General features: G+C 45.8%; 15 protein-coding genes, 1 pseudogene and 1 riboswitch. Of the genes and pseudogenes, 3 read left to right on the top strand and 13 right to left on the bottom strand.

Annotation, left to right across the window (positions count from 1 at the left end; translation table 11 throughout):
- Positions 1–9 precede the first annotated feature (9 nt).
- From LX98_RS14425 to LX98_RS14465, 9 genes are all read right to left on the bottom strand, one after another.
- The gene (locus tag LX98_RS14425) at positions 10–4128 is read right to left on the bottom strand and encodes a glycoside hydrolase family 99-like domain-containing protein (RefSeq protein WP_496429569.1); all 4119 of its coding nucleotides are present in this window, start codon (positions 4126–4128) and stop codon (positions 10–12) included.
- Positions 4128–5603 (bottom strand): Wzt carbohydrate-binding domain-containing protein, encoded by a 1476-nt coding sequence (locus LX98_RS14430; RefSeq protein ID WP_496429570.1) that lies wholly within the window; start codon positions 5601–5603, stop codon positions 4128–4130. Before LX98_RS14430 ends, LX98_RS14425 begins: the two co-directional genes overlap by 1 nt.
- Positions 5593–6408 (bottom strand): ABC transporter permease, encoded by an 816-nt coding sequence (locus LX98_RS14435; protein ID WP_496429571.1) that lies wholly within the window; start codon positions 6406–6408, stop codon positions 5593–5595. Before LX98_RS14435 ends, LX98_RS14430 begins: the two co-directional genes overlap by 11 nt.
- Before the next feature lie 492 nt (positions 6409–6900).
- A complete protein-coding gene (locus tag LX98_RS14440) occupies positions 6901–7647 on the bottom strand; it encodes a hypothetical protein (protein ID WP_496429572.1) in 747 nt (248 codons plus the stop codon).
- A 375-nt stretch (positions 7648–8022) separates the two neighbouring features.
- Complete coding sequence (locus LX98_RS14445) at positions 8023–9411, bottom strand: outer membrane beta-barrel protein (RefSeq protein ID WP_496429573.1); 1389 nt, start codon at positions 9409–9411, stop codon at positions 8023–8025.
- 647 nt (positions 9412–10058) lie between these two features.
- Entirely contained in the window at positions 10059–10460 is a 402-nt protein-coding gene (locus tag LX98_RS14450) for a fibronectin type III domain-containing protein (RefSeq protein WP_496429574.1), read from the bottom strand.
- Between the two features lie 76 nt (positions 10461–10536).
- A riboswitch (cyclic di-GMP riboswitch) is annotated at positions 10537–10626 on the bottom strand.
- A gap of 636 nt (positions 10627–11262) precedes the next feature.
- On the bottom strand, positions 11263–11517 hold the full coding sequence (locus tag LX98_RS14455) for a hypothetical protein (RefSeq protein WP_496429575.1): 255 nt from the start codon (positions 11515–11517) through the stop codon (positions 11263–11265).
- Positions 11518–11843: 326 nt separating this feature from the next.
- The gene (locus LX98_RS14460; protein WP_496429576.1) at positions 11844–13730 is read right to left on the bottom strand and encodes an FG-GAP-like repeat-containing protein; all 1887 of its coding nucleotides are present in this window, start codon (positions 13728–13730) and stop codon (positions 11844–11846) included.
- Between the two features lie 26 nt (positions 13731–13756).
- Entirely contained in the window at positions 13757–14134 is a 378-nt protein-coding gene (locus LX98_RS14465) for a hypothetical protein (RefSeq protein WP_496429577.1), read from the bottom strand.
- Between the two features lie 1670 nt (positions 14135–15804).
- On the opposite strand from LX98_RS14465, the gene LX98_RS14470 reads away from it, so the two are divergent.
- Positions 15805–16404 carry a c-type heme family protein gene (locus LX98_RS14470; RefSeq protein WP_496429578.1) on the top strand — a complete coding sequence of 200 codons (600 nt, stop codon included), beginning with the start codon at positions 15805–15807 and terminating at the stop codon, positions 16402–16404.
- A gap of 297 nt (positions 16405–16701) precedes the next feature.
- Here LX98_RS14470 and LX98_RS14475 read toward each other — a convergent pair whose 3' ends face one another.
- From LX98_RS14475 to LX98_RS14490, 4 genes are all read right to left on the bottom strand, one after another.
- Positions 16702–16977 (bottom strand): hypothetical protein, encoded by a 276-nt coding sequence (locus tag LX98_RS14475; RefSeq protein WP_496429579.1) that lies wholly within the window; start codon positions 16975–16977, stop codon positions 16702–16704.
- A 559-nt stretch (positions 16978–17536) separates the two neighbouring features.
- Complete coding sequence (locus LX98_RS14480) at positions 17537–18208, bottom strand: hypothetical protein (RefSeq protein ID WP_496429580.1); 672 nt, start codon at positions 18206–18208, stop codon at positions 17537–17539.
- Positions 18209–18485: 277 nt separating this feature from the next.
- The gene (locus LX98_RS14485; protein WP_496429581.1) at positions 18486–18761 is read right to left on the bottom strand and encodes a hypothetical protein; all 276 of its coding nucleotides are present in this window, start codon (positions 18759–18761) and stop codon (positions 18486–18488) included.
- Complete coding sequence (locus LX98_RS14490; RefSeq protein WP_496429582.1) at positions 18742–19389, bottom strand: hypothetical protein; 648 nt, start codon at positions 19387–19389, stop codon at positions 18742–18744. Before LX98_RS14490 ends, LX98_RS14485 begins: the two co-directional genes overlap by 20 nt.
- 865 nt (positions 19390–20254) lie before the next feature.
- Between LX98_RS14490 and LX98_RS14495 the strand changes: the two are divergent.
- Together LX98_RS14495 and LX98_RS14500 are read left to right on the top strand one after the other, a co-directional pair.
- Positions 20255–21001 (top strand): annotated as a pseudogene (locus tag LX98_RS14495) (DEAD/DEAH box helicase family protein); the annotation flags it as partial.
- Between the two features lie 72 nt (positions 21002–21073).
- Positions 21074–23347, top strand: a complete 2274-nt coding sequence (locus LX98_RS14500; protein WP_496430612.1) for a Helicase associated domain protein — start codon at positions 21074–21076, stop codon at positions 23345–23347.
- The last annotated feature ends 427 nt before the right edge of the window (positions 23348–23774 follow it).

A 23774-nucleotide genomic window follows, 5' to 3' on the forward strand; every position in this document is an offset into this window, starting at 1 on the left:
AACCGTCCGTTATCCCAGGCCGTTTTTGGTAGCCACCAGATATTGATGACCAAATTCCCGATCAGGCTCTAGGTGGTTCCCTTCGGCCCATTCATTCCACGCGTTAATAAAGACAACTCGTTCATCGCCAAAATGGAATCGCCGTGTTTGTTCAACGACCTGTCGCAACCAGTATTCGTATCGTTCGGGAGTTGCACCCACAAAGACATGAGAGACATCCTGCCGGCGAGCAGTATTGTCCCACGAAGGCATCACGCCTTTAAAGAGTTTGTAGGATGGCCAAGGTCTTCGTAAAAAGTTTTCGGATGTCTGGACATAATCAAACAACACGCCCTGATACTCAGGATTAATCAAGGGTTGTGAGAGCTCAGCTTGCACCGGATACCGATGAGGGGGAAATTCAATAGCCGCATCAAACCCGTAGAGACTTGGATCGTCTCCCATCGGCATCCGATCAAAGCATTGAACATAGGCTAAGTAAATTTCTCCAATTCCCGCGTTCACGCAGTATTCCCGCCACAAATCCGCAGTCCGTTTCGGCTCCGGAAACTGGCCGAGGCGATACACAATCACCAAGGGCTTTCCATGTATTCTGACATATCGTGGATCCAACAGCGCGGGGGCAATCTCCGCAATAAAGCCCGCATGATCCGCCTGGGTATGACTCTGTGCGATGAGGATATCCTCCTCACACCCGTCCCATCGTCTCGTCCAGTTCTCATTGGCCCAACAGAGGCAGAACGGAAAATCCGGAGAACCGGATTGCAGCACTTCGTCAAGGGGACGATTCAGCAGTTTCTTTCCGGCAAACCAATAATAGTAATAGCAGAAGGCCGAAATGCCATACTGGCGAGCCAACCGCGCCTGCTCTTCTCGTACCTCAGGCATACGTAAATCATAAAATCCCAAATCCGCCGGCAAATGGGGCTGATAATGACCTTGGAAATTCGGTCGCGCTTTCGTCACATTCGTCCATTCCGTAAAACCTTTGCCCCACCACCGATCATTTTCAGGAATGGGGTGATATTGTGGAAGAAAAAACGCGATCGCACGAACCTCATGAAGCTTTTTCAGCTCATCGCTCCATCGTTCCATGAAAATCCGACTATTTTTCGCAATGAGAGGCATCTTCGCGTGCCTGGAATCATTGGTGCTGACGCTGAGATGATGAACGACCACGGAACGCGGTTGATAGAAGACCCGCTTCCCCAACTTTCTCACCCGGAAGGCTAAATCCGAATCTTCGCAATAACTGGGTGCATAGATGTCATCAAATCCACCCAAGGTCTTAAATAACTCGGCATTGATGAGCAAGCAGGCCCCGGAGCAATAATCGACTTCCCGCACCACATTATATTCAGGCCTGTCAGGATCACCATTCAACCCCACCAGTTCCGCTGAGCCATCCGGATTAATAATGGCCCCAGCCTCCTGGAGCACACCATTGGGATACAGCAATTTTGAACCCACAAGGCCAACTTCTGATTGTTCTTGAAAGGTGTTCACCAATTCATCAAGCCATCCCTCAAGCACCTGCGTGTCATTGTTCAGTAACAACAGATATTGGCCGCGAGCCAATGTTGCACCCCTATTGCAAGAATGGAGAAATCCAATATTGGTCTCATTCCTGCAATAACGAATGTTCTGAACATCCGGAAGAATTTTGGGGGTTTCATCCTGAGACCCATCGTCAACGATGATCACCTCAAAGCTACACTGAGGCACATGCCTTAAAATCGAAGCCAAACAACAAACGGTGTATTCCAGGTGATTGTAGACAGGGATCACGATAGACACCAAGGGCTGCTCCGCTTCGGTGAAGTTGAAGGACTGAATGAGCGTGGTGATCCCACCCGGTTCAAGCTGAATGAGAGAAACCGGCTGACGAGGAGGATTCTGAGGAGAGAAATGCGGATTTCCCGATTCATGAAGGACAGGCAATTGCATGTCTCTCCACCGCCGGTAACTTTCCGTCTGTTGAAAGAAAGAGCCGAACCGTCCAAAGACAAAAGACACCAATTGATGTTTTCGGTGAGGGGAAACTGGCAATAGGGATTTTGCACTCGTTAGGACTCGATCAAGCGAGCCACCGGGGGATTGGCGACTTTGTGTCACAGGAAGATCTGAGCCCTTCAACCAATGCACCAAACTTGCGCAAACCCTTCCACGCCATGAGCCCTCTGGACACAGCCGTTCCCTCAAGATCCTTACTTTGCTGATATTTCGCCATAGCAAGGATGAATGCATGCGACGTAATTCTTCCTCTTTCGTCAGCAGTCGGGCATACAGGTTGCCAAAACGCTGATCCCATTCCCCAACAATCCGTTCGTGCTCAGCCACGGCCTTATGGAGACTGACGATCTGCATTTCGCGTTCAGCCGCAGCCTGTTTGAGATTGTCGATCTGACCATCTCGCTCAACCAGGGCTTGATTCAAATTTTGACGAGGCAAAGGAGTCGTGCGCAGCCATTGAAGAAATTCATTATAGTTCAACGGCCGCCGGACAACTTCGGTTTGCAACTCTATCTCCTGCTTGGCGTAACGTTCGATCGTATCATTGGTTATGGCAAACCCCATGGCTTTGAATACTGCCAGAAAAAATCTTAATGGCGTGTCAAGAGAGTCATCGTCCGTTGTGCCAAAGCGCGTCACCGAATGAATGAGCAAATGCAGTGAACGAAAAATCATCCTGCCGACCGATAGGTCATCGTTCAATGTCCATTCTTGATCTATGACCTGCCATGTTCCGTCATGGCAAACGATGATGTTTTGCGGAAGAGCGTCAAAAAGTTTACCTGGTATCGGTATGTCCGGAGAGTCGATCGGCGAAGAAATTTCGCCAGATACGTTCATCGAAAGCAGTATTTGAAGGTATCGCTTTAAAAATGTGGCAACTTCTTCTATACACCAGCCATCCCGAGTGACAATCTGGATGAGCTCTTGAGACAATGGCCTACCGTGCACATATTCCGCTTTTCCTGGAATGTTGAACGTCAATAGTCGCCCGTGAATATGCATGGTTGAACCGGACACAAGGGGATAGTACTGAACCTCAATTGCGCCATTGTCGACTGATAAGAACCGCGTTTCCTTGCAGAACTCTTTGGATCGTTCACTTGTGAAATGCCAGGCCAGGATAAACGGATCCAACACGTGCTTGAGAGATATCCCCGCCACGATGAGAAATGAGTTTGCCAAGTCCAACGCCACTCCGTTCTGCATAAGAACCGGCCAAACCAGTTCAGGTGAAATTGCCAGAAGTGGCGGCAGTTGTGGATCGCGCTTGACGCTTTGCCAGGCCAGGGCACTGGCATCAAACCCCTCACATAAAAACCCACCTTCACTTAGGATTGAAGCTGGCAACTTATAGTCAGGGAATGGCGCCATGAATTCCGAACTTGCAAAACCGGCCTGTCTGAGCATCTCTGTAAGCACTTTGCGCCCATACGTGTGTGGCTGGTCTTTGCGGTATCGTCCCTCTAGACCATACATAGCTTTCCCAATGTGATCTTCAGGTGCGCCAGTAAAATATTTAAGACCCAGTTGGTTCTCAACCGCAACAATCAACTTCCCATTGGGTTTCAGCATGGCTCTCACTCGCTGTAACATCCCGAGTGCAGGATCTTCCCCCGGCGTGAACAGGTTTGCATATTCGAGCACACCGATGAGTGTGATGACATCAAACTGGTGATCCCATTTGAAGTCATCAAATCTGTCCGACACCACAATGACGTTTGGAAGATCACGGGTGCGTGATCGCGCGATACTTGCACGGCGATGAGTTCCTTCCAAAGCCAGGACATGGGCCCCACACTCCCCCAAATAACGAGTAATGGCGCCACATCCCGCGCCAATTTCCAGGACATCCGTGGCTTCCAACATGCCTTGAAATGGACGCAAAATATTAGCTCGGGTGCTGCTGAGGTGATACAGAGACGGCCAGTCCGTGCAATGCTGGCGTAACTCTGTGGACAGAACAGAAATGTCACTCGCATCCTCAATGATCTCAGCGAGGCGTTGCTCGATGATCTCGCCATCATCGTAATCAATGCCGGGGTATTCAGGTCTTGACCAGACGTTGGTTTTGGGATTGAGACCATAGCCCGCTTTAGACAGGAGTGATTTCATCAAGCAATTTCCTGGGCCGTTAAGTGGAGACCCAAGTCCACCAGACCAAAAAATTTAGTTTCTGGTCGAACTTGAAAATGAATCGCGTCATAACGCCTGTCGTGAGGCGTGTCTTCTTCGCCCTGCTTGGTGGCAATACCTAAGGAAATAAAATAGTCTCCAGGCGCAAGACGACAATAGAAGACAGCCTTGGCGTAAGCTACTTGACCATGCTGACCCAACGATTTGAATTCTTTGGCGTCAAGTGTTTCGGAATTAGCTCCATAGATGGTTACACCTTCTTTGGTTTTGATAGTAATCCCTAATATTGGTCGCACTAGGCTACTTGAAAACCTAAATGAAATACCCAAATGGACCGTTTGTCCCGTCGAAATCGCATATGGATACATGTCCCCATCTGCCGACAAATGAAAATCCAAAATTGAGGCCGAACCATCCCCCCAGCGATATTCGTGCGGATTGTACCCGGGACGAGTGGCAAACACATCTTCCGTATAACTTAACGAGCACCTAAGGTCCGCAGCCTCGTTTGCAGCGGTTGTGGTTGCCACGATGGGCTCGGCGTCTGGTGATTTTTTTTCTTTGCCAAATAACAAGTCCATATAACGATTCACCACCACGCGAGGTTGGCCAGACTCCAGCACCATACCATTTTCAAGCAATAGTGCTTTAGTGCAATGCGTCACAATTTGTTCGCTAGAGTGGGTGACCAGCAATATGCTTGTACCACTATCTTTGAGTTTCTTTAAACGATCGAAGCATTTGGCCTGGAATTTTGCATCACCAACTGCCAAGGCTTCATCCACAATGAGAATAGCCGGAGCAACCTGGGATTGAACAGCAAAAGCCAGCCGAACCATCATCCCGCTTGAGTACATTTTTACCGGTTGTTCGATGAAGTCGCCAATATCGGCAAATGCAATGATGTCATCGATACGCGCATCGGTTTCTGCTCTGCTCAGTCCAAGCACTGCGGCATTCATATAAACGTTTTCGCGCCCGGTAAACTCAGCATTGAAGCCCGAACCCAATTCCAGCAGGGCCGCGATCCGGCCATAGGTGAAAATGCTGCCACTGGTTGGGGTGAGCGTTCCGCAGATCATTTGCAGAAGCGTAGATTTTCCACTGCCGTTGCGACCGATAATGCCAACGGTTTCCCCCCTTTTTACCTCGAACGAGACTTCCTTGAGCGCCCAGAATCCACAGAAATATTGTTTGGCTGGCCTACCGACAAATCTTTGCAATCGTGGATATATCCACTGCTTCAATCGATCCTGTGGTTGATCATAAATCTGGTAGCACTTGCAGAGATTTTGAACGCGGATGGCGACGTCATTGGCCTCTTGCACGAATTGCCCACTTACCCCCACCGTCTTGTATTCTTGCGACCCGCGATAGGTGGGTTGAGCTTCCTCTCCCCTCTTCTTTTCCCGCGAGAAGATTGAGGGTTTCTTAAAGAGGCTCTTAGACGACATCTGCAAATCCTTTTCGCGTTATTTGGAACCATACAAAGCCCAACCAACCGACCACCCAAAAAACAACCGTATACAGGAGCCAGTCTACCCATTCCGGCATTTGCCCCAAAAATATGACCGATTTCGACGCATTCAGGACAGGTGTCAACGGATTGAGCTGAATGAATCCTCGATAGGCTTCAGGAATAGCCGAGAGGGGGTAAAAAATAGGACTGAGAAACATCATCATCGTGGTCATCACGCCTACCAACGGCTGGACATCACGCAGAAACACCCCCATGGAAGCCAGAAACCAACCTAATCCTACAATCAAGAGGACAAACGGAAAAAGTACCACCGGCAACAGCAACACCGTTAGGGGTGGAAAACCATGGACTATGAGGTAAAATATCAACAAAATCAGAAGACTGACGGCAGCATTAAAAAGTGCCACCAATATCGATACCCAAGGCATTATCTCCAGAGGAAACACTACCTTTTTGATATACGACACATTTTCGAGCATAAGACCAGGAGCACGCGTGACACATTCCGAAAACAGATTAAAAATAATCAACCCGGAAAATAATAACAGAGCAAAGGCGCCGTTTTCCTCCGTGGGCACCTCCCATCGAATTCGAAAGACGACCGAAAAGACAAACGTATATACCCCTAGCATCAGCATGGGGACGACAAAGGCCCAGATCACCCCAAGCATCGACCCTCGATAACGAGCATCGATCTCTCGCTTGGCAAGGCGAGCTATCAAGGTTCTGTGCTGCCAGGCACAGATCAATGGGGAAAAAGGATTGTACGTATTATTCATGTATAATTATCGATTTTAGCCAAGATGGTCTTTGTCTATGCACTGGGAAGAGTGACCGAGTTTGAATTCAAATGCTAATTATCCCTCAGGCAAACCCGTTTTTTTCACCGCTAATCTCCCTTCATGAGATTCTGACTCATAAGACTTCGACTCGAACCATCCACTTAGTTTCTCAATGCCAGTAAATAAACCAATGAAATCAAAGGGGCGGGCGACCAGGAAGTGAAAAAATTTCTAAAAAATAAATTTTGGGGTATGCGTTAGAAAGAAATGGCCTACTCAAGCTTCGGGAAGATTCCAGTTACGACCGAGGGGGGAAAAGGCCAAATACGGCAAAGAGAATTTATATCAAAACCAACACCATGCCATCAACTTTTGGCAAAAAAGAGATGGAGCGCCAACCTCTGAATCCTAAATTCATCCTCGTCCATGCTCAGACCAACACGCAACCAGCCATAAAAACAAATTCTTATTTGGAGCTAAACTTTCCGGTTACGGTTGCATATTCCGAAGCATCTCCTCCTGCAGGTAGCTGGGCACCGGCTCAATTTCCATCGGTGGATAGGCTGTGGCTGGAATGATTGGCATGTCCGGTGAGTTGGCCGGCGGCGTTACCTGCATCCCACTAGCACTACTTGGCGGCACCATGGGCATTGTGGTTCCAGCGGGCACCGGCTGAATATCCATGGGAACACCCACCACCGGAGCTCGTAAGCCAGGGCTTTCTCCTGGAGATGAGAAGGATGAGGAGGCTGGAGCAAAATTATCACCAGGCTCTCCTTCATGAGACAGGAATGAACGGGTATCCACCTCTTCTTGACCAGGATCCAGTTGCCGGTCTGAATTCAAACCCGATTCACCCAATACATCAGATGACCCAGTATCTGTTGGGTTCCTCGTCTCAGAAACGGCTTCTCTTGGTGGAGCTTTTGGGGTTACATAGAGATATTGCAGGTGTCCCGCGGCATTGACCGTAAACGCATAATCCCACTGCGCCAGAATTTTGGCCAAGGCCGGAAGTATTTTGTCTTGCTGAAGATCGACCGAAATGACTCTATTCAGTTCTTCGACAGGGGCCTCATATTTTATACCCAACTGCTTCTGCAATTGCTCCAGCACCGTTCGTAAGGTCACCTGTGAGAGATGACCTGTTAGCCGATCACCTTCAACTTGGATTGGGACTTCGGGGGATAATGCCATCCCCTGTCCCACAAGTGCCCCAAATATTAAGAAGACCATTAGCACCAATCCTCTTATCCATCTAGGCATTCCTTGTTTGGGCCTCATTGTGAGTCTCCTTATCTAGCAGTGCACACGGAAAAACATGGACTTATCCCACCAACGAATATTTTCCATACCGTCTCTTAGCCATTGGTGCTTTCTTGCCACAACAAAAAAGATCTCACTATCGGGAACATACGGAAAAAATAAGGGATTTCTGGATTAAAAATCCTCACCGAAAACTTCACCCCATGTTGTTAAAAGGGGATAGGAGGACTACCGCCACGGGGCGATCTCAATAACTCACAAAAATGTTAGTCCCAAAAATGGCGAAGGTCAAGAAAACAATCTCGAGAGAAATAAATGAATCAATCAAAAGTGCATTCCGTCTTACTAGATTATTCCTTGGATCGAAAGCATGATCGTATTACTGTTGAATTCAAAATTATTTATGTTTGAGCTTCTCTTCTCGAAAATATAATCTAAGCGAAAACCCAGCCATTTGACCGTACGGTATTCCGGTCCAATTCGGAATCGAAATTGATCATCAGTTCTATTCGTATTAAAGTTATCGTTGGCATAGTAAAAATTTCCTCTGAGGGCCAGACGTTCCGTAAACGACTGTCTCCCATAAACGTCAACGCCTATTCGTTTAAAGGTGGAGGTACCCTGAACCGCTGACTGATTAATATTCGAAAAGGGACGGATATTAAAACTCAACCGGGACGTGGGGTTCCAGGCCAAATTTCCTCGCATGTACCAGAAAGTCTGCTGCTCCGATCCTAGGCTTAAGCCCTTTGCAAGGAGGTTTTGACCACGAGTTGATTCTTCAGAAATAGGCGCGTGGTCAAAATTTAAAACCTGGTACCCAATATTGAATTCTCCGGAAAACTGGCGGGTAGGTGCCATGCTGAAGCCTGTAAACGCCCCGTAACCGAAACTATTCTGCTGCTTATTAGTATTATAATCATTGTTCACTACTCGAACGCCAAGAAGAGCCCGGGTTGAGGGAGTTACCCTTACAAACACACTCAGATTGGCACCAGCCCGGCTCCGGTCACGCGGGGCAGCCTGCCCATTGTTGGTGTAATTTAAATCGTCAAAATTCGTGCGAAGACGAATACCAGCCTTTTGTCCCGTAAATTCAATCTGGCCTAAAAACTGATTCATATTCCATTTGGTAATATCCCTTTGTTGGGTATCCACTTCCGATCCTCTTGGGTCAAACCCTTCTAAATGGCCTCCCTGCAAATCTATTGCTAGACCACCAGGATAATTCAAGCTGACGTGGCCAAGAGCATCTTGGGCCAGGGCATTATTTTCAGTAAATTTTGCGTAGAGAAATTGGGCAGCACGATAGTCAAGAAGGACAGAATGCTTACCTCCGCCAAACGGCATGAACGCCTGAATTCCAGGCGCGATGGTCGTAAGAAAGTCACTTTTCGTATTTGTGTCTCTCTTAAACACATTGTCGGTATACACTTCCGATACGCCTACAAACGGGCGGAGTAGGACCGGACCGGCTTTGATACCATCCCCTAAACCATTTCCCGTCATATATTCACGAAAAAGCCCCCCCCGATTCTGAATAGGCCGATGAGACCCGGTAAAATAAAATAGTCCCATATCAGAAAAAGATTGAGCCTGTCCCCCGACCGGGGAAAATACCTCACAGACAACGAGAACACTCAGAATAACAGCAAATGGCCGTTTCCGCTCACGCATTGTGGCAAATGGGGAAAGACGCACCGCTCTTATTTTTCGCCATACGAAATTAATCATTACATCTACCTTATTATTTTCAATTCGATGGAAGTGCGGGGGGGTGGAGTCAGAAGAATACTCTATAGTTTTGGGCATGACCAACTCTTAGATATGGTGCCCTCATCAGTCTGTTAAGTCAATTGCAAGATGAGTTCCCTGATGAGGGATGGACCCTACCATAGGAACCCGCACAAGAAACAGTCCTTCTGGCTTCAGTATAAGTGAAGTATAAGGTTTTTTTCGTAAACTGTTTTTCTAGATGGGGATGAATACCAAAATTACAAGATAAAGTCGATCAAGGTGGGGAAAACAAATAAAACTCTACCGGAAGACTTCAGTGTTAGGTACAGGGATAATACAGGACTTCATGTAAATTTCTTGAGGTCAGTTACTAAAATCTCGACGGAGTGGGACTTGAGAAATGAGACTTCAGGTCATCGACCCTGTCCTCATATCCATTATTTAACGAACGCCGGAGAAGAATTCTTTATAAACAGGACATTTGCAGAACATCCTCGTTCTGCAAATGTCCTTAGAGGTAGGGAGACTTCATTATCACGGAGCCCGCTTCATAAATCCCGGGTGAAAACGGCTTACGACATTTCCGTTGATGCAACCCATCCAAATACAATCTATTTGTAACTATTTTTCCCAGAAAACGAATCTCAATAAACCTTTACATCCTTTGGAGGAGCAGGACGCGCATTAACGATAGGCAAGGTAACACTCACCTGATTTGAAAACGGGCTTTCAATTTTACGAGCCCGGTCGTAAGCTTTTACCGCAAAATAATAGGTTTGACCGGGAGTCAGGCTTGTCACCGTATAAATGGCCTGAGCTCCGACATCTTGAGTCTCCGAATAAGTGCCGCTTGAAGTCCCGTAGGCGACAATGAATCCACCATATTCTGCGGAAGGAGGATTCCAGGCTAGGGTGACTTCTCCCGCCAGTGCATTGGAGGAAAAAAGACAGAGAAAAAGAACAATGGTCCATAATGACCTAAATACGGATCGAAAGGAATGGGTATGGGGGTAGGTAATTTGAGAGAAACCTTGATCGTGTGACATACGAGATCTCCTTTATGCATGTGAGTCATGCCGAGCGAAGCCACTCCGCTCATAATCAAGGAGACTCTGTGGCTTGCCTGGCAACCTGGCAACCCTATCTCAAAATCCGAGACGTAGGCCCATAGCTTTGCGTCCCACCCTTTCAGATGGTTTGTTTTTTTCAGGATACAACCGTTTTTAGGTCTGGATGCTTCATCGGAATCTTTGTCAGATCCTTGAATCGTGGGAAAGAGAAATTCCAATTTCTCAAGAATCCAGGAAGACTGCCAAACCTTATTTACATTAAAACAAAGATAATTGTAGAAAAATGGATCCCATGGATCATGAATCAATCTTTTGCTTAAACAGACGCAATGTATTAACGAACCTCTAATCTGATGAACCTTCACCTGAAGCACAGGAAACCTGGGCAATTTCTCAAAGCCGCCTTGTCAGGAAAATCGACCTCACATGAGTCGGTCCCTAAGGAATCCGTAAAGTAACCCAATTTCTCTGCTCAGGAGGCCAACACGTGCGTTACGATGACTAAAATCAACAGGTCTGTTTATGTTCTCCCCCGTGATTTAATCAAAATCAAGTTTGCGGGCGAGATAAACGCTCTCAAAGAGAGGGCAGGGGATCACTGCTAACGCATCATTGTGATCAGAAGTGCCATCAAGTATTTAACCGGAGGGGACTCGCAATCTACCGCATCGGTGAGTTTCAAACGCCCTGTATTCCTCTTTTTTTTGTTGAGGGGGAATGCAGATAATGCTTTAAAACCTGGTGAATAACTAAACTCAGTGCTATGTAAGGTAGGTTCTTACCATCCAACCAATTGCGAAAACACAAGATAGATCCAGGCGGCACCAAAGATATATGTGATTTCTTTTTCACCAATCCGTTCATAAAACAGACGATACCCCAGAATCGGCACGATGGCTAAGATCAGGGCAGAAAAAAAATGCCCAACCACATCGCCTATGATGGCCCCAATCTCGGAATGCCCAGGTACCGCAAGCAAGATGCTGCCCGCAAGCATAGCTGCCCACCACCATTTCATATTGGCCGTCAGCATATCCATGCTCACATATAAGGGAAAAGGTTTGTCATCACCAGATCATGCCTTCCTAATTGGACTAATTTCAAACTGCTCGAATTTATTTCACCTCTTAAAAGCGGTGCACAATAACTTCCCATTAGAAAAAAAAGGAAATTCCAGCATCAGCGTGACAACTAAGACAACGACCGGTGCTCTTAATCCCCAACCATCTCTTAGACGCCCGGCAAATGCGCTCACATGCGTTTCGCACTTCACCTCGCTTGCATTAGAAGACAACCATTTAGACACATTCCTGAATGTTGGGTAGAACACAAGGTTGTAGATTTCTTTTTAAACCTTGCCTAATGTTGGATTTCCCAATTGATTGAGGTACTGCCCGGAAAGCCAATCGACATGACAGTGAGCCCATTCATCATCCACACCGCCACCGTACCCGTCTGCCTGTTACGCCAAATTATATCTGCGCGCCCATCCCCATTGACATCACTGGTGCTGGCAATCTCCCACCCCTGAGGCACCTCGCCAAAAAACCCCGGCGAACTGAGAGTCACCCCATTCATCAACCAAATTGCAACTTCCCCGTTACTCGTTTTACGCCAAACCAAGTCCCCCATCCCATCATCATTCACATCCCCCACCCCTGCAATCTGCCAATCCGTGGAGACCCCTCCGGTGAAACCTATTGACAGGACCGTGAGCCCTTGCATTAGCCACACTTCCACTACGCCGGTAAGGGTATTCCGCCATATAAGATCCGCTTTTCCATCGGCGTTCATATCTCCCGTTCCCGCTATTTGCCACTCCAACGGCACCGCACCCAAGTGACCGGAAGAGGCAATCGTGGAGCCGCTCATTAACCAAATCGTCACTTCCCCACTACTCGTGTTTCGCCAAACGAGGTCCGCCATCCCGTCGCCGTTGACATCACCCACACTCGCGATTTGCCAATCCATAGAGACACTACCCGGAAAACCCACCGACGTGACAGTGAGACCATTCATCAGCCACACCGCTACCGTTCCTGTATCGCTGCGACGCCAGATAACATCTGCTTTCCCATCCTCATTGACATCTCCAGTACCGGCAACCTGCCACTTCGACGACACCACGCCCAATGAACCGGAGGAAGCAATCGTAGAACCGTTCATCAACCAAATCGCAACAGCCCACGTACTTGTGTTGCGCCAGACGAGGTCTGCCTTCTCGTCCCCGTTGACATCATTCCGAGTTGGGAAACTCACGCCAGCTTCAAATATCCATCCTAAATCTTGCAACAGAGGTTGAGCTAACCCGAGATCATGAATGGCCCTTCCGGAAGCTATACCGGGCTCCATAAGTTGATCAGGCTGAATCGTGTTCGTGAAGTGAGACACCGATGAACCTAATTGAACCGGGTTTGGAGCGTACATCTGAACATGAGTATCTGTTCGCCCGGCCGTCAGGGCCCCGGAGCCGCCTTGAAGATTGACACCGACAAAATGAAGATTCGGGCTCGCCACATTTGCAAATTGCCTTTGGCTATCGGTCATTACGGGGTAATTGGCCGGACTGGCTCCATGAAGCTCCAACCAACGCATAAAAACATCATTGGTTCCTAAGAATTTCTCTCCGGTTTGCACATCAACCAGTGACAAAAAACCAAGGCCATGAATAATTTCATGAAGTACCACGGTAACAAAATCAAATTGTCCAGATGGGGGATTGGCATCCAGCCCAAAATACCAATTCGTGAAATTTGCACTGAAGGTGGCACTTATATCACTGGTAGTAAGATCCAGATCCTGTTCTGCAAGCTTATTGGCAAGAGATTGGACATACCAGGTATTCGCCACAGGAGCATTGGGAAAATTCCGATGGACGGTATTGGGGCCGGCCGATCCCAGTATTCCTGTTCCTAAGGAATCAATTCGAGCATCGACTCGAATGCCCACCGTGCTCACCAGCACCTGCGCTAAAATATTTGCCGCATACTCAAATGCTTTCAACCGTGCCTCCCCAAGGGTGGTGGCCGTATTTCCACCCACCGGTGTAAAAGGCGCAGGATCGTTAAATCCTTCCCCGGGGCTATCTTTATTCACAATAATAATGGTGGCACCGAAGGTCTCGGTCAAGGGGCCAAAGCAGCCAAAGAATAAGACGACCAGAAATCCAGACACGCAGAGGCCAAAGGGTATCGGTAACTGAGAAGGAGCGGGGTTTCCCAGTCTGGCGACTTTAGAATAATTCATGGATGAAAAGAGTCTTCCAACAAACTTCAGGGTTTCAATGGCTCTAAGACCTCAGGTTCATGATGATGAATCGCATGGTCCGCTCCGTCAGGCACCTTCAGGATTGACTGAAACCGGCCCTCAACATTCACCATTGCCCCCCCCCCCGCATCCCGAACATCCCGTAAGCCCTCCGTGCTCATACGACTCTCGGGTATCGAGCCCGAAGGAAGAGGTCGTAGCGTCCCATCCGGCTCTTCAATCCGCATTGGGGCTTTACCTGGTCGAGGGTTTCCCTGACGATGTTCAAGAGAAATCGCTTCCTCTTCTCCTCCAGATGTTTCAATAATGACCTCTGCTTTCAGGAGTGGGGCACTAATCAACATTATCCAAAGCATGACAGATACCGGCATCATCATTTTCATTGTATTTCCTCCTTTCAACAGTTCTATTTATTCTCTCTGAGAGAAAATTCGGCGGGAAGCCGATCAAAAAAGTTATTCTGCCTGCGATTTTCATTCAATCTACTATTCCCTTTCGTCCATGACAACTAAATAAGAAAAAACATGATGTTTCATTGAAAATGTATGCCATTTTTCCCGACAAGTTGTGTATGTAGTTATGTATGGGATGCAGGAGCGAGGGGAAATAGTATATCTCAAGAATTCCAACCACTCCATAGAAAGAATGTGTGCAAGGCTTGTGGAGGCCACAAATTTAGTCCTAAAGCAACGGATTCGGCCAATTGGATTCGCTTGAATTCATGAGGGGAAGGTAAGTCCAAAATTGGCTTGCCCTTATGATTCCGAATTTGGAGGATAAAAACTACCCATACACCATTTAAACGCAACCCTTTTTTATTCTCCTAACAAGCGAAAACGGGTCAATTGGTATTAAGGGATCCCAACAAAAGCATAGAATCCATCATTTTTTTTTGCTAGCCATTAAAAGTTCGAGGCAGGCAGGATTGAGAGTGAGTCCTATGTTGGGATGGTTGAATGCCTTCAAATGAGATAGCCGTTGAATTCCCATTTCTTCATTCTGATTGGACCTTTCTTTGTTGTCCAACGGGGGTTTGGAAAAAGAGAAGAGTTCCCTTTCTAAAGATGAAAGGAGCACCGTCTCGGTCAATTTGATTCCAATGACGGCAACGAATAGCAGGGTACATATGACTACGGTTTTTTATCGACCAGATTTTTTATGAACTTTAGGCGTGATGCGCATTTTCAAGAAGGGATGGCCATCCAGTCACATAACCTCTTCCCACATTCCTTCAGGCTATGTACCGTAGGGATTTTGGTGTGGAAAGATTAACAAGGGATAGAAATCGAGAAACATAAGCTTATCATGTGTTTAGGGGCGGAAATCGCCAGGACATCATAGACTTTTTTTAGGCAGGAAAATGCCCAAGAAAAAAGCATTTATCTTTTTCCAATCGTAGCCCACTTACGGGCGAACAAGAGCAACGCAAAGCACCGACCAGGTCCGCCTCGCATTCAACCATTAACTGTCTTACTACTGCTGCCACAAGTCGTCCCGTCCATCCAACTAAGTGTTAATTACGGCTTTGTTTTCGCCACTGATTTGGGTCATGAATTCAATACTGAACTTCGATCATACTTCCTTCCCATGAACCTGAATCTGACAGGTTTTTCCTGAATATCCCGATGACGCCCAATTATTAGGTAGTCGTCACGGGTAAGATCATATGGAATTGCTGTAGTCCCCGCGAGCCACCTATTTATGCCTTATGCCCCAAATGGGTTACCCCAGAATGACCGGCGTCTCCGTCTTCCCACTTTCCCTACTTCCTTTTCTGAGTTGAACAGATTTTCAGGTTCTTGTATTCTTTGGCGCATAACGTGAAGGAGGTCCCAAACAGCATCCTTTCAGCTTCATGGGAAAATTGCTTTTTCTCGTGTCCTCTACTTTTTCCTTGTGAACATTTTATGCTTCAAAGGATGATCCGGAAGTTGTCTCAAGAATTTTGCGATATCCTTATCCTTTAGGGAGAGACAGTATGAAACAGATGTCCCGTCGAGTTTTGAGAAGATGGGGTGCGTTCATGATCTGGTGTGTATGGATCAGTCCGGTGATGGCCCATGCCAATTCCGATATTGTGGAAACCGGTCGTCTTTTGGCCACATTGCTGGATGCAGGCCGAGTGACAATCGGCCAGAATCAAGCGTTAATCAATGATCCAAGCAAAGGCGACAAGGGCTTTACCCCTGAGGCATTTAAGGAACAGATGGTAGGGTTATACAAGGAACGAATGGGAATCGATTTACATAACCTGCAGAATGCACAAATTCCAGATCAAGCCAAGCCATTATTGACCAGACTTGTAGAAGAAAGTCAGAAAACCGTAGCAAGCTATCAAACAGTCATAAACTTTAAAGGCGTCAAGTTCAAAGGGCTCATTCCCGCCACCTTTGGCACCGAAACCGCCAAGCGTTTCCAAAATTGGTCAAAAGTCTATTTAAAGCAGACGGCGCCTGATCATTTTTTAAGAAACCCCAAAAACAAAGCTGATGTCTTTGAAAGAGAAATGATGCAAACCTTTGCAACTTCTGCTCCTGGCGATCGGAATGAAGTTCTCAGTAAGACCATTGAAGATGAAAGGAGTGTACAAGTCATGCTGCCACTCTATTATGAGAAAGCTTGCTTAATCTGTCATGGGGGGGCCCAAAGGTGAAAGAGATATATCTGGCTACGAAAAAGAAGGGGGAAAAGAAGGTGAGTTAGCGGGGGCTATCAGTGTGAAATTACCCCTACCCTAGAGACCATTTCCTCAAAGCGTATAGAGGCCGTTCTTTGATAAGAGGAAAGATAACCTCTTGCAATTTTTATGAGAAAAAAGCAAATAAGAGTAAAATCTCATCCAGGGGATTTTCAAGAAAAGCGTTTTGTTTATGATCACGCCTTCTCCAGGCGACCTCTCAAAAACAATCCTCATCAATAGAAATCCAAAATTGAAGAAACGATCAGAAACTTATTGTGAATTCAAACACCAGCGCTTCCTCTTTTCATAGGGCTCGGCCTCATCAACGAGTTTAATCTTGCCTTCCTTATGGAGCAACCGCAACATTTCACCACAAGTGTGGTCCAATTCCCCGGTGCCCATATTATGCAACCCTGCCCGACGGGCGATTTCCTCCTGAAAAACTCCCGTTCCTCCCGGCGCTGCATCCGGATGCCCATGAAGGACCTCTAGTACATGGCCCTTCAATGCATCAATCAGCTCTGTACCGCGATGATGAAGATTCATGGCGTCCCCTCTTTCAAGATCATTCTTTGCAATATGACATGGTGTCTTTTCCCATCCGACCCTGGACACTCAAGCTTCATTCAGAGGTGATCATCCCCCTTTCCACTTTAATTTTCTCAGGAATACTTAACCAGTTCAACAATCAGACAGAAACGTTTCTTCCTATCCTAAGCTTTCCGTCTCCGTGGGTGGAGTGAACTCAAGAAATTACAGAAATAGGGGACCTCGCGCCCATCCGGCCATTAAGCTAAAACCGGGTGGATTATTCCCTGAGCGATGTATTTTGCGGAAGAAATGTGGAAACTTGGAAAGTTGGCTGGGGGACCAGGGATCGAACCTGGGCAGCCAGATCCAGAATCCTATCCCACCCTCCTGTGATACAGAATGATTAAGTGAGATAAATTGTCACATTTCGCTTACCAATACAAGCGTTTTGCCTTTCGATCTATGATTGTTAATGATTGGGATAGATCTAGAATCGGGATCAAAACTGGGAGTGAACTGGGAGTAAAACTGGGATCAAAAAATTTTCTAATTGCCCTTAAAGAAAATATAATTATTAAAAGTCAAATTCCCTTTCTTCTGTTGGGATATTTGTGTATTGCTTAAAAACTGAATTAGTTTTCAGCCGATTTTTGATCCTTATTGCTGTTTGGTCATCCCCAATAGTGCCCAGTTTCCGTAATTCGTCAATTACAGCATCCGCAGCCAAACTAGTATAGTCTGGAATGATTGCATTTGAAATGTGTTTCCTTATAGCCTCCTCTGAAGCTTGTTGTATTTGGCCTGACAAAGAAAAACTTTTTTTTGCTTCGCTAAGTTTTTTGTCATCTACCCATTCACAGGGTCGCGCTAGAAGTCCTTTGATCCTTTTGTTTAATTGTGAACTAGTTTCTACCGTGGGCACCCAATCATCTGTTCCAACACGAGAGTACATACTACCCACAAGCCAGCCTAATTTTGCTTGAAAAACATCTGTAAGAGATAGAATTCTTGCCCTATAACAAGCCTCGTAATGGAGGGGGGCTTTTATTGAGATTGACAATCGTAAAAATGCGCAGTGTGATTTAGGAAACTCTAACGTTTCTCCGTGAAGGTAGAAGTGCTCGGGGTCATTATTATTAAGAAGTTTCTTTAGGAAATCCATTAATAATATTTTTTTGTTTTTTGAGCACACTTTCCCAGCTTTATCAAATTCGTCCTGATATTTTTCAACCTCCCTTACAATCAAAAGATCAAGAGGTCTGACAGCTGCAATTGTAATATACCTTGCTTTACAAGGCTTCCCATTTCTACGAACTAGGTCACAAGATTGCGTAAGTACTAAAAAATGGGTGTAATCTTCTTTTAAATAATATGGATGAACTTCCTTTATGATGGCTTCGATTTCTTTGTTTTTTCTAAAAGATCACCCTGAAGGAGATCGGGTACAGGTGGCCCATGGCGATAAGCGAAGAATAAAGAAAAATTATCTTGGTGGTCCAATTCGGGCATGTATCAAAAATGGTTTACATCTCATTACCAGTACTCGTCTCAATATCGTCAGGTCGTAGATTTGCAAGGATGTTTTTGTGAACTGTGCTCTGATGGGAAATGTTTGTTGGAATTTTAATCATTTTATTTTCGTTGCCTCGAACTAAGATCCGATCCCCAAAAACCGAAGTCTCTGTAGAAATCGAGGTAATGATAGTTGCCTCAATGTTTCTTTTTTCAATCTTAGATATTTTAAGTGTTGGCAAAGAAAAATCTGAATCTGCTTCTATATTAAGACTCTCTGTTTCCATCTACTTGTACCTCCCTTTCCGTTAAGTGGAGCACTCTTTCCAGGACATTTTCGGAAATCTGGCGATACTCCAGTATTCGTTGGCCTAATGACTCAATAAATTCTTGGACCGAGGATATACTATGGTTGAAATTGAAATGAATTTTAACCTCCCTGTTTTTAAGTGCCATTTTCAGTCTTAGCTTGCATGGTTCCAAATTAAACTCCCTGCTAATCTCGGTCGTCTCGGGAAAATATCCTTCATCAACAAACTGTCCATTGTCATTCAGGTTAAAAGTGTTGAGTAAATGAGCCGTAGGTTCACTTTCAAGAAATCCAAAGTTAAATCCTAATGCTCGCACTGGTGTATGGGGCAAATGACTCAGAGTTTCCCTGGCGGCAGATTCCATTTCAAGGAGGACAGCATTTTCTAAGGTATTCACGTTAAAAACTAACCGATCCCTACCAGGAATAAGAATAAGATTCTGAGATTGATGACGAATGGTATTAAACACCGGTCCTACCAACAATTCACTATTTACAGTTTCCACATGAAATAAATTTCTACCCACCCAATCGGGAGAAAAAATATGCGGATTCCATTGTCCAACAATAACAATGGTCCAATCAGGGATTGTTGGAGTAGCCATTATTTGTTACCTATTAAGAAACTGCCGGAGTTCTTAGCCAGAGGGAAAAACTAGATAAGAATTGCGTCCTTTATAATACTCAAAGATGTCTCAAATGGGAAGACCAGCCGCAATCCATTTCCTGTTAAAATCTTATGCTAAAGATAACCGTATTCCTCTTAAACTTAGTCAAAGTTTTGACTACTTGGGCTTGGACTTTTTGCTTCCAGCAAGTCTCATCCTAAGAACCAAATCCTATCTCCCGCCTTTGGAGGGGGCTTGCTTATTAAGCTGGAATGCGTACAGTTGCCGAACCTCCTTGGTCGGAAGTTGGTGGGGAAGTTTTTCGTATTTTATAAACTACCAAAAAGTGAATGGTGGTTTTAAGTGCGAGCCGAAGATAGCCACCTCCCTTTAAATATCGGAGGTAGCCTAATCACTGTAATTTGATCATTCGTTTCCGGTGTGAAGTTGGTTATCACGCACATTGTAAAGCCTCTCTTCTTACACATTTTCAATCAAGGCCGGAGACTACAAAGTAATGTATCCCATTTTAAGCCAAATCCTTGAATCCGGAATCCAAAATTGGGACACACTGGAAGCAAGAATTATATCCCTTCCAACAGAACAAAAACGAGGCGAAGGGTTCGAGGAATTTTGTCATGCCTTCTTTACCCTTCATAAGGATTTATATCAAGCTCAGAACGTTTGGCGGGGATCAGACATTCCCCAACACATCCTTCAGAAGTTAGGTACGCCAACCTTTCAAGATCGAGGAATAGACGGCCTTCTCCAACACCATGATGGGACCATTACAGCCTATCAAGCGAAATTTAGGAGCAATCGGTCAGACACTCCTTCCCAGCGTGAGCTATCCACCTTCTACATGATAAGTGACAGAGCGGATTTCCGATTAGTCATTTCCAATGTTGAAGATTTGCCGACTATTGCCAAAGATCGAAAAGAACACGGCCAAATTTTAGTGAATACATTCTTGGAACTTGATCCGGTATTTTTTGATTTTCTTTGGGGCTATGTATGCACCCAGCAACCTCAAATTGAACCACCACCTTGCCCAAAACCCTTTCAAATTGAGGCCCTTGATGCCATAACAAATGGGTTAAGGGAGCATGCAAGGGGACAGGCCATATTAGCCTGTGGAGCCGGCAAAACCCTTATCGGAAAATGGGTAGTCGATCGTCTGGGGAGCCAATGGATTTTAGTCTTGGTTCCCAGTTTGGCCCTGGTCCGGCAAACCCTGGGGGAATGGCATCGTGCAAAGGCACAACCCTTTCGATACATCTGTATTTGTAGCGATCCTACAGTGGATGTGCTCCAGAAGGATGATAGTTGGGGAATTCAAACTTCGGAATTGGATGTTAAAGTTTCAACTTCAGCGGCAGACCTCCTGACCTTCCTATACCAAAGCCCTTCGGTTCCCCATGTGGTATTGGCAACCTATCATAGCGGCACAGTTATTGTTGAGGCCCTAAAAGACCCCAATCTCCAGAATTTCCAGTTTGACCTTGTTATCTGTGATGAAGCGCACCGCATAGCGGGCCCATTGCAGGGCTCCTTTTCCCATATCCTGGACAATACGCTCATCCGTGCTCAAAAACGGCTGTTTATGACGGCTACCCCAAGAATTCTTGCTCCTAAAACCTCGAGGAAGGAAACTTCGGAGGAGCAACCGGAAATTTGTTCAATGGATGATCCCTCCCGGTTTGGGCCTGTGCTATTTCGGTTTCCCTTTGGGAGGGCCATTCAAGAGGGTGTCATTTGTGATTATCGAATTGTAGTAATTGGGGTGACTGAGGCGGAAATAGCCCAACTGGTCCGAGAGGGGGGAATAGTTCAGCTTGAGGACGCAGAAAGGTGGAAGGCAGAACACTTGGCAAAACAAATTGCTCTGGCTAAAGCAATCACCACATATGGAATCAAAAAAGTCTTCAGCTTTCACAATCGAGTACTAGCGGCTGCACAATTTGTAGATGCGCGTCGTCCTGAAAGTTTCCCCTCAGTGTTAAAGAAAATAGATTCAAACTTAAATTATCTGGCTGGGTATATCTCAGGGGAAATGCCCATAGGAATCCGTTCAAAAATCATGCGGCAATTTTCATTGAGCCCTCTCGGGGTCATTGCAAATGCCCGGTGTCTGGGGGAAGGCGTGAATGTCCCTCTTGTAGATGGAATTTTTTTTGCTGACCCTCGCCAGTCCGTTATTGATATTGTTCAGGCGACGGGAAGGGCCTTGCGTCGCGCTCCAGGGAAAAAAGATGCTGCCATCATTATTCCCGTGTTGGTGCAAGAGAAAGAAGACGCAGAACACATCTTAGAAAGCAGTAATTTCATTACGGTCTGGCAGGTACTTTCCGCTATGGCGAGTCAAGATGACCGATTGTCTGCCACTATTGCCAATACACGGATTAAGCAGGGAAAGGGAGAATTCCCTGTCCTGGGCCAAAAGGATGCGGTGGCAAGGCAACCGTTTGTGGATTGTCAAACAATTCTCATGGGGTTTCCAAAGCATATTCCGTTCTCAGATTATCAGCAAGCTTTTACGCTTGAAGTAATGGAAAAGGTAGGGGAACGCTGGCATTTACGGTTTGGGGCCTTGCAGGAGTATATGAGGCAGTGGGGAGGGGGAGAGCCCTCCACAGAATCAGAGTATGAGGGATTTAAAATTGGACGATGGCTCCAAGCCCAGAAAAAGGCTTACAGAAAAGGACTTTTGCCATCTGATCGCACTGAATTATTGGATAGCCTTGGGCTTCAGTGGGAATCCGATCTAGATCACGAGGAAAGATGGGAAGAGTATTTGAATACTTGCAAAGAATTCCTCACGATAGAGGGACGGTTACCTAGGAGTGGGGAAGAGGTTTACATAGAACCCAGCGGTAGAATTTCAAATACCTCTTATCCTGAACAGATTTCTTTGCACCAAATCACAGAAGACAAAGTTTTAAAAATTGGTAATTGGTTGACACATCAACGGCAATGTTACAAACGAGGGAAGATGCCTCCAGACCGTATCAAAAAAATGGAGGAAGGTTTAGGAATAATATGGGACCCTCAAAAAGATCATTGGGATCAAAACTTCGCTGCATATAAAGATTATGTTGAAAAGACCGGCAAGCAACCGCAGCGGAGGACTAAACACCAAGGCATTGCCATTGGCAATTGGATCTCAAATAACGTTCGACAAAATAAATCCAAACTGTCAGCGGAATGGGTCAAACGTTTTGACGATTTAGGTTTTGAGTGGATTCTCAAGAAAGTAAACAGAAAAAATAAGGTAAACAACAAAAAAGAGTGGGAGGACAACCTTCTCGATTATCAAAAAAAATCCAAACTAACAGCGGAATGGGTAAAAAATTTTGATGATCGAGGTTGGTCATTTTTAACCTTGAAATCGACAAAAAAAGACATTATTAGACCCACAAAAAAACATTCTCCCCCGAAATCTAGCTCCTCTAAGGAAATTTACATCTGGGATTCGAAATATAAGGCCTATAAAGACTATGTTCAAAGGACTGGACAACAACCGCCTTCGGAGTTCACCCGCCACAAAAATATTGCTATTGGACAATGGCTTTACAAGGAAATTATCCCAAATAAAGATAGGCTTTCAGATGAACAAATAAAGCAACTTGAAGGGATTGGAATAAACTGGAATTACACAAAAAATGAAATTCACAAACCCACAAAAAAACCCTCTATTAAGAAATCTAGGGTCCCCATTGCTTCCAGTTCTGCGGAAATCAAATGGGATATTATGCATGCGTTTTGTAGGTCCTACATCTCTAGTTTTCAAAAGCTTCCATCTTCTGAAACCATTTTTGCGGATGAGCCTATTGGAGCGTGGTTTGAAAAACAGGTTAAAGATTTGAAAGCTGGCCTCCTATCCTCAAAACAGTCTAGTCGAATCAAAGATCTCAGAATTGCCTCGCTCCGTTTCCTACCGGACAATGAAAAATAATTCACGACATTTATAATAAGGCAAATAAATAGAGTGAACCCTGTCTGCTACATGTCTTAGCAGGGAGTCACCTTGCCGAAAGGCTTACCCCTTCAATTCACTTCCTCAGTGAGTGAATTAGGACCTTTCTTTCTAGCTCCTGTCTTTTCCCTAAAGGCCCTTTTTGGAAGGATTTTCCTTCACAGGCTGGACTTTTTAGAGCGATCGACGATCAATTGCTCGGAACCAATCCCCTAAATCACAACAAGACTGCCTCCTCACTGGCTTGGGCTTTGGTGTTTGCAGCCATAACTTCTCCTTCTGGAGGATAGGCACGAGTAGCCTGATCTGATTGAATTCGGGTTAACGGGAAGCTCCCGTTAACGCGACGCTCTTTTAAACGAAGAAGGCTGGGGCACACTCGGCCTTTTTCGTTTACTCTACCCTT

Source organism: Nitrospira marina (assembly GCF_059568365.1).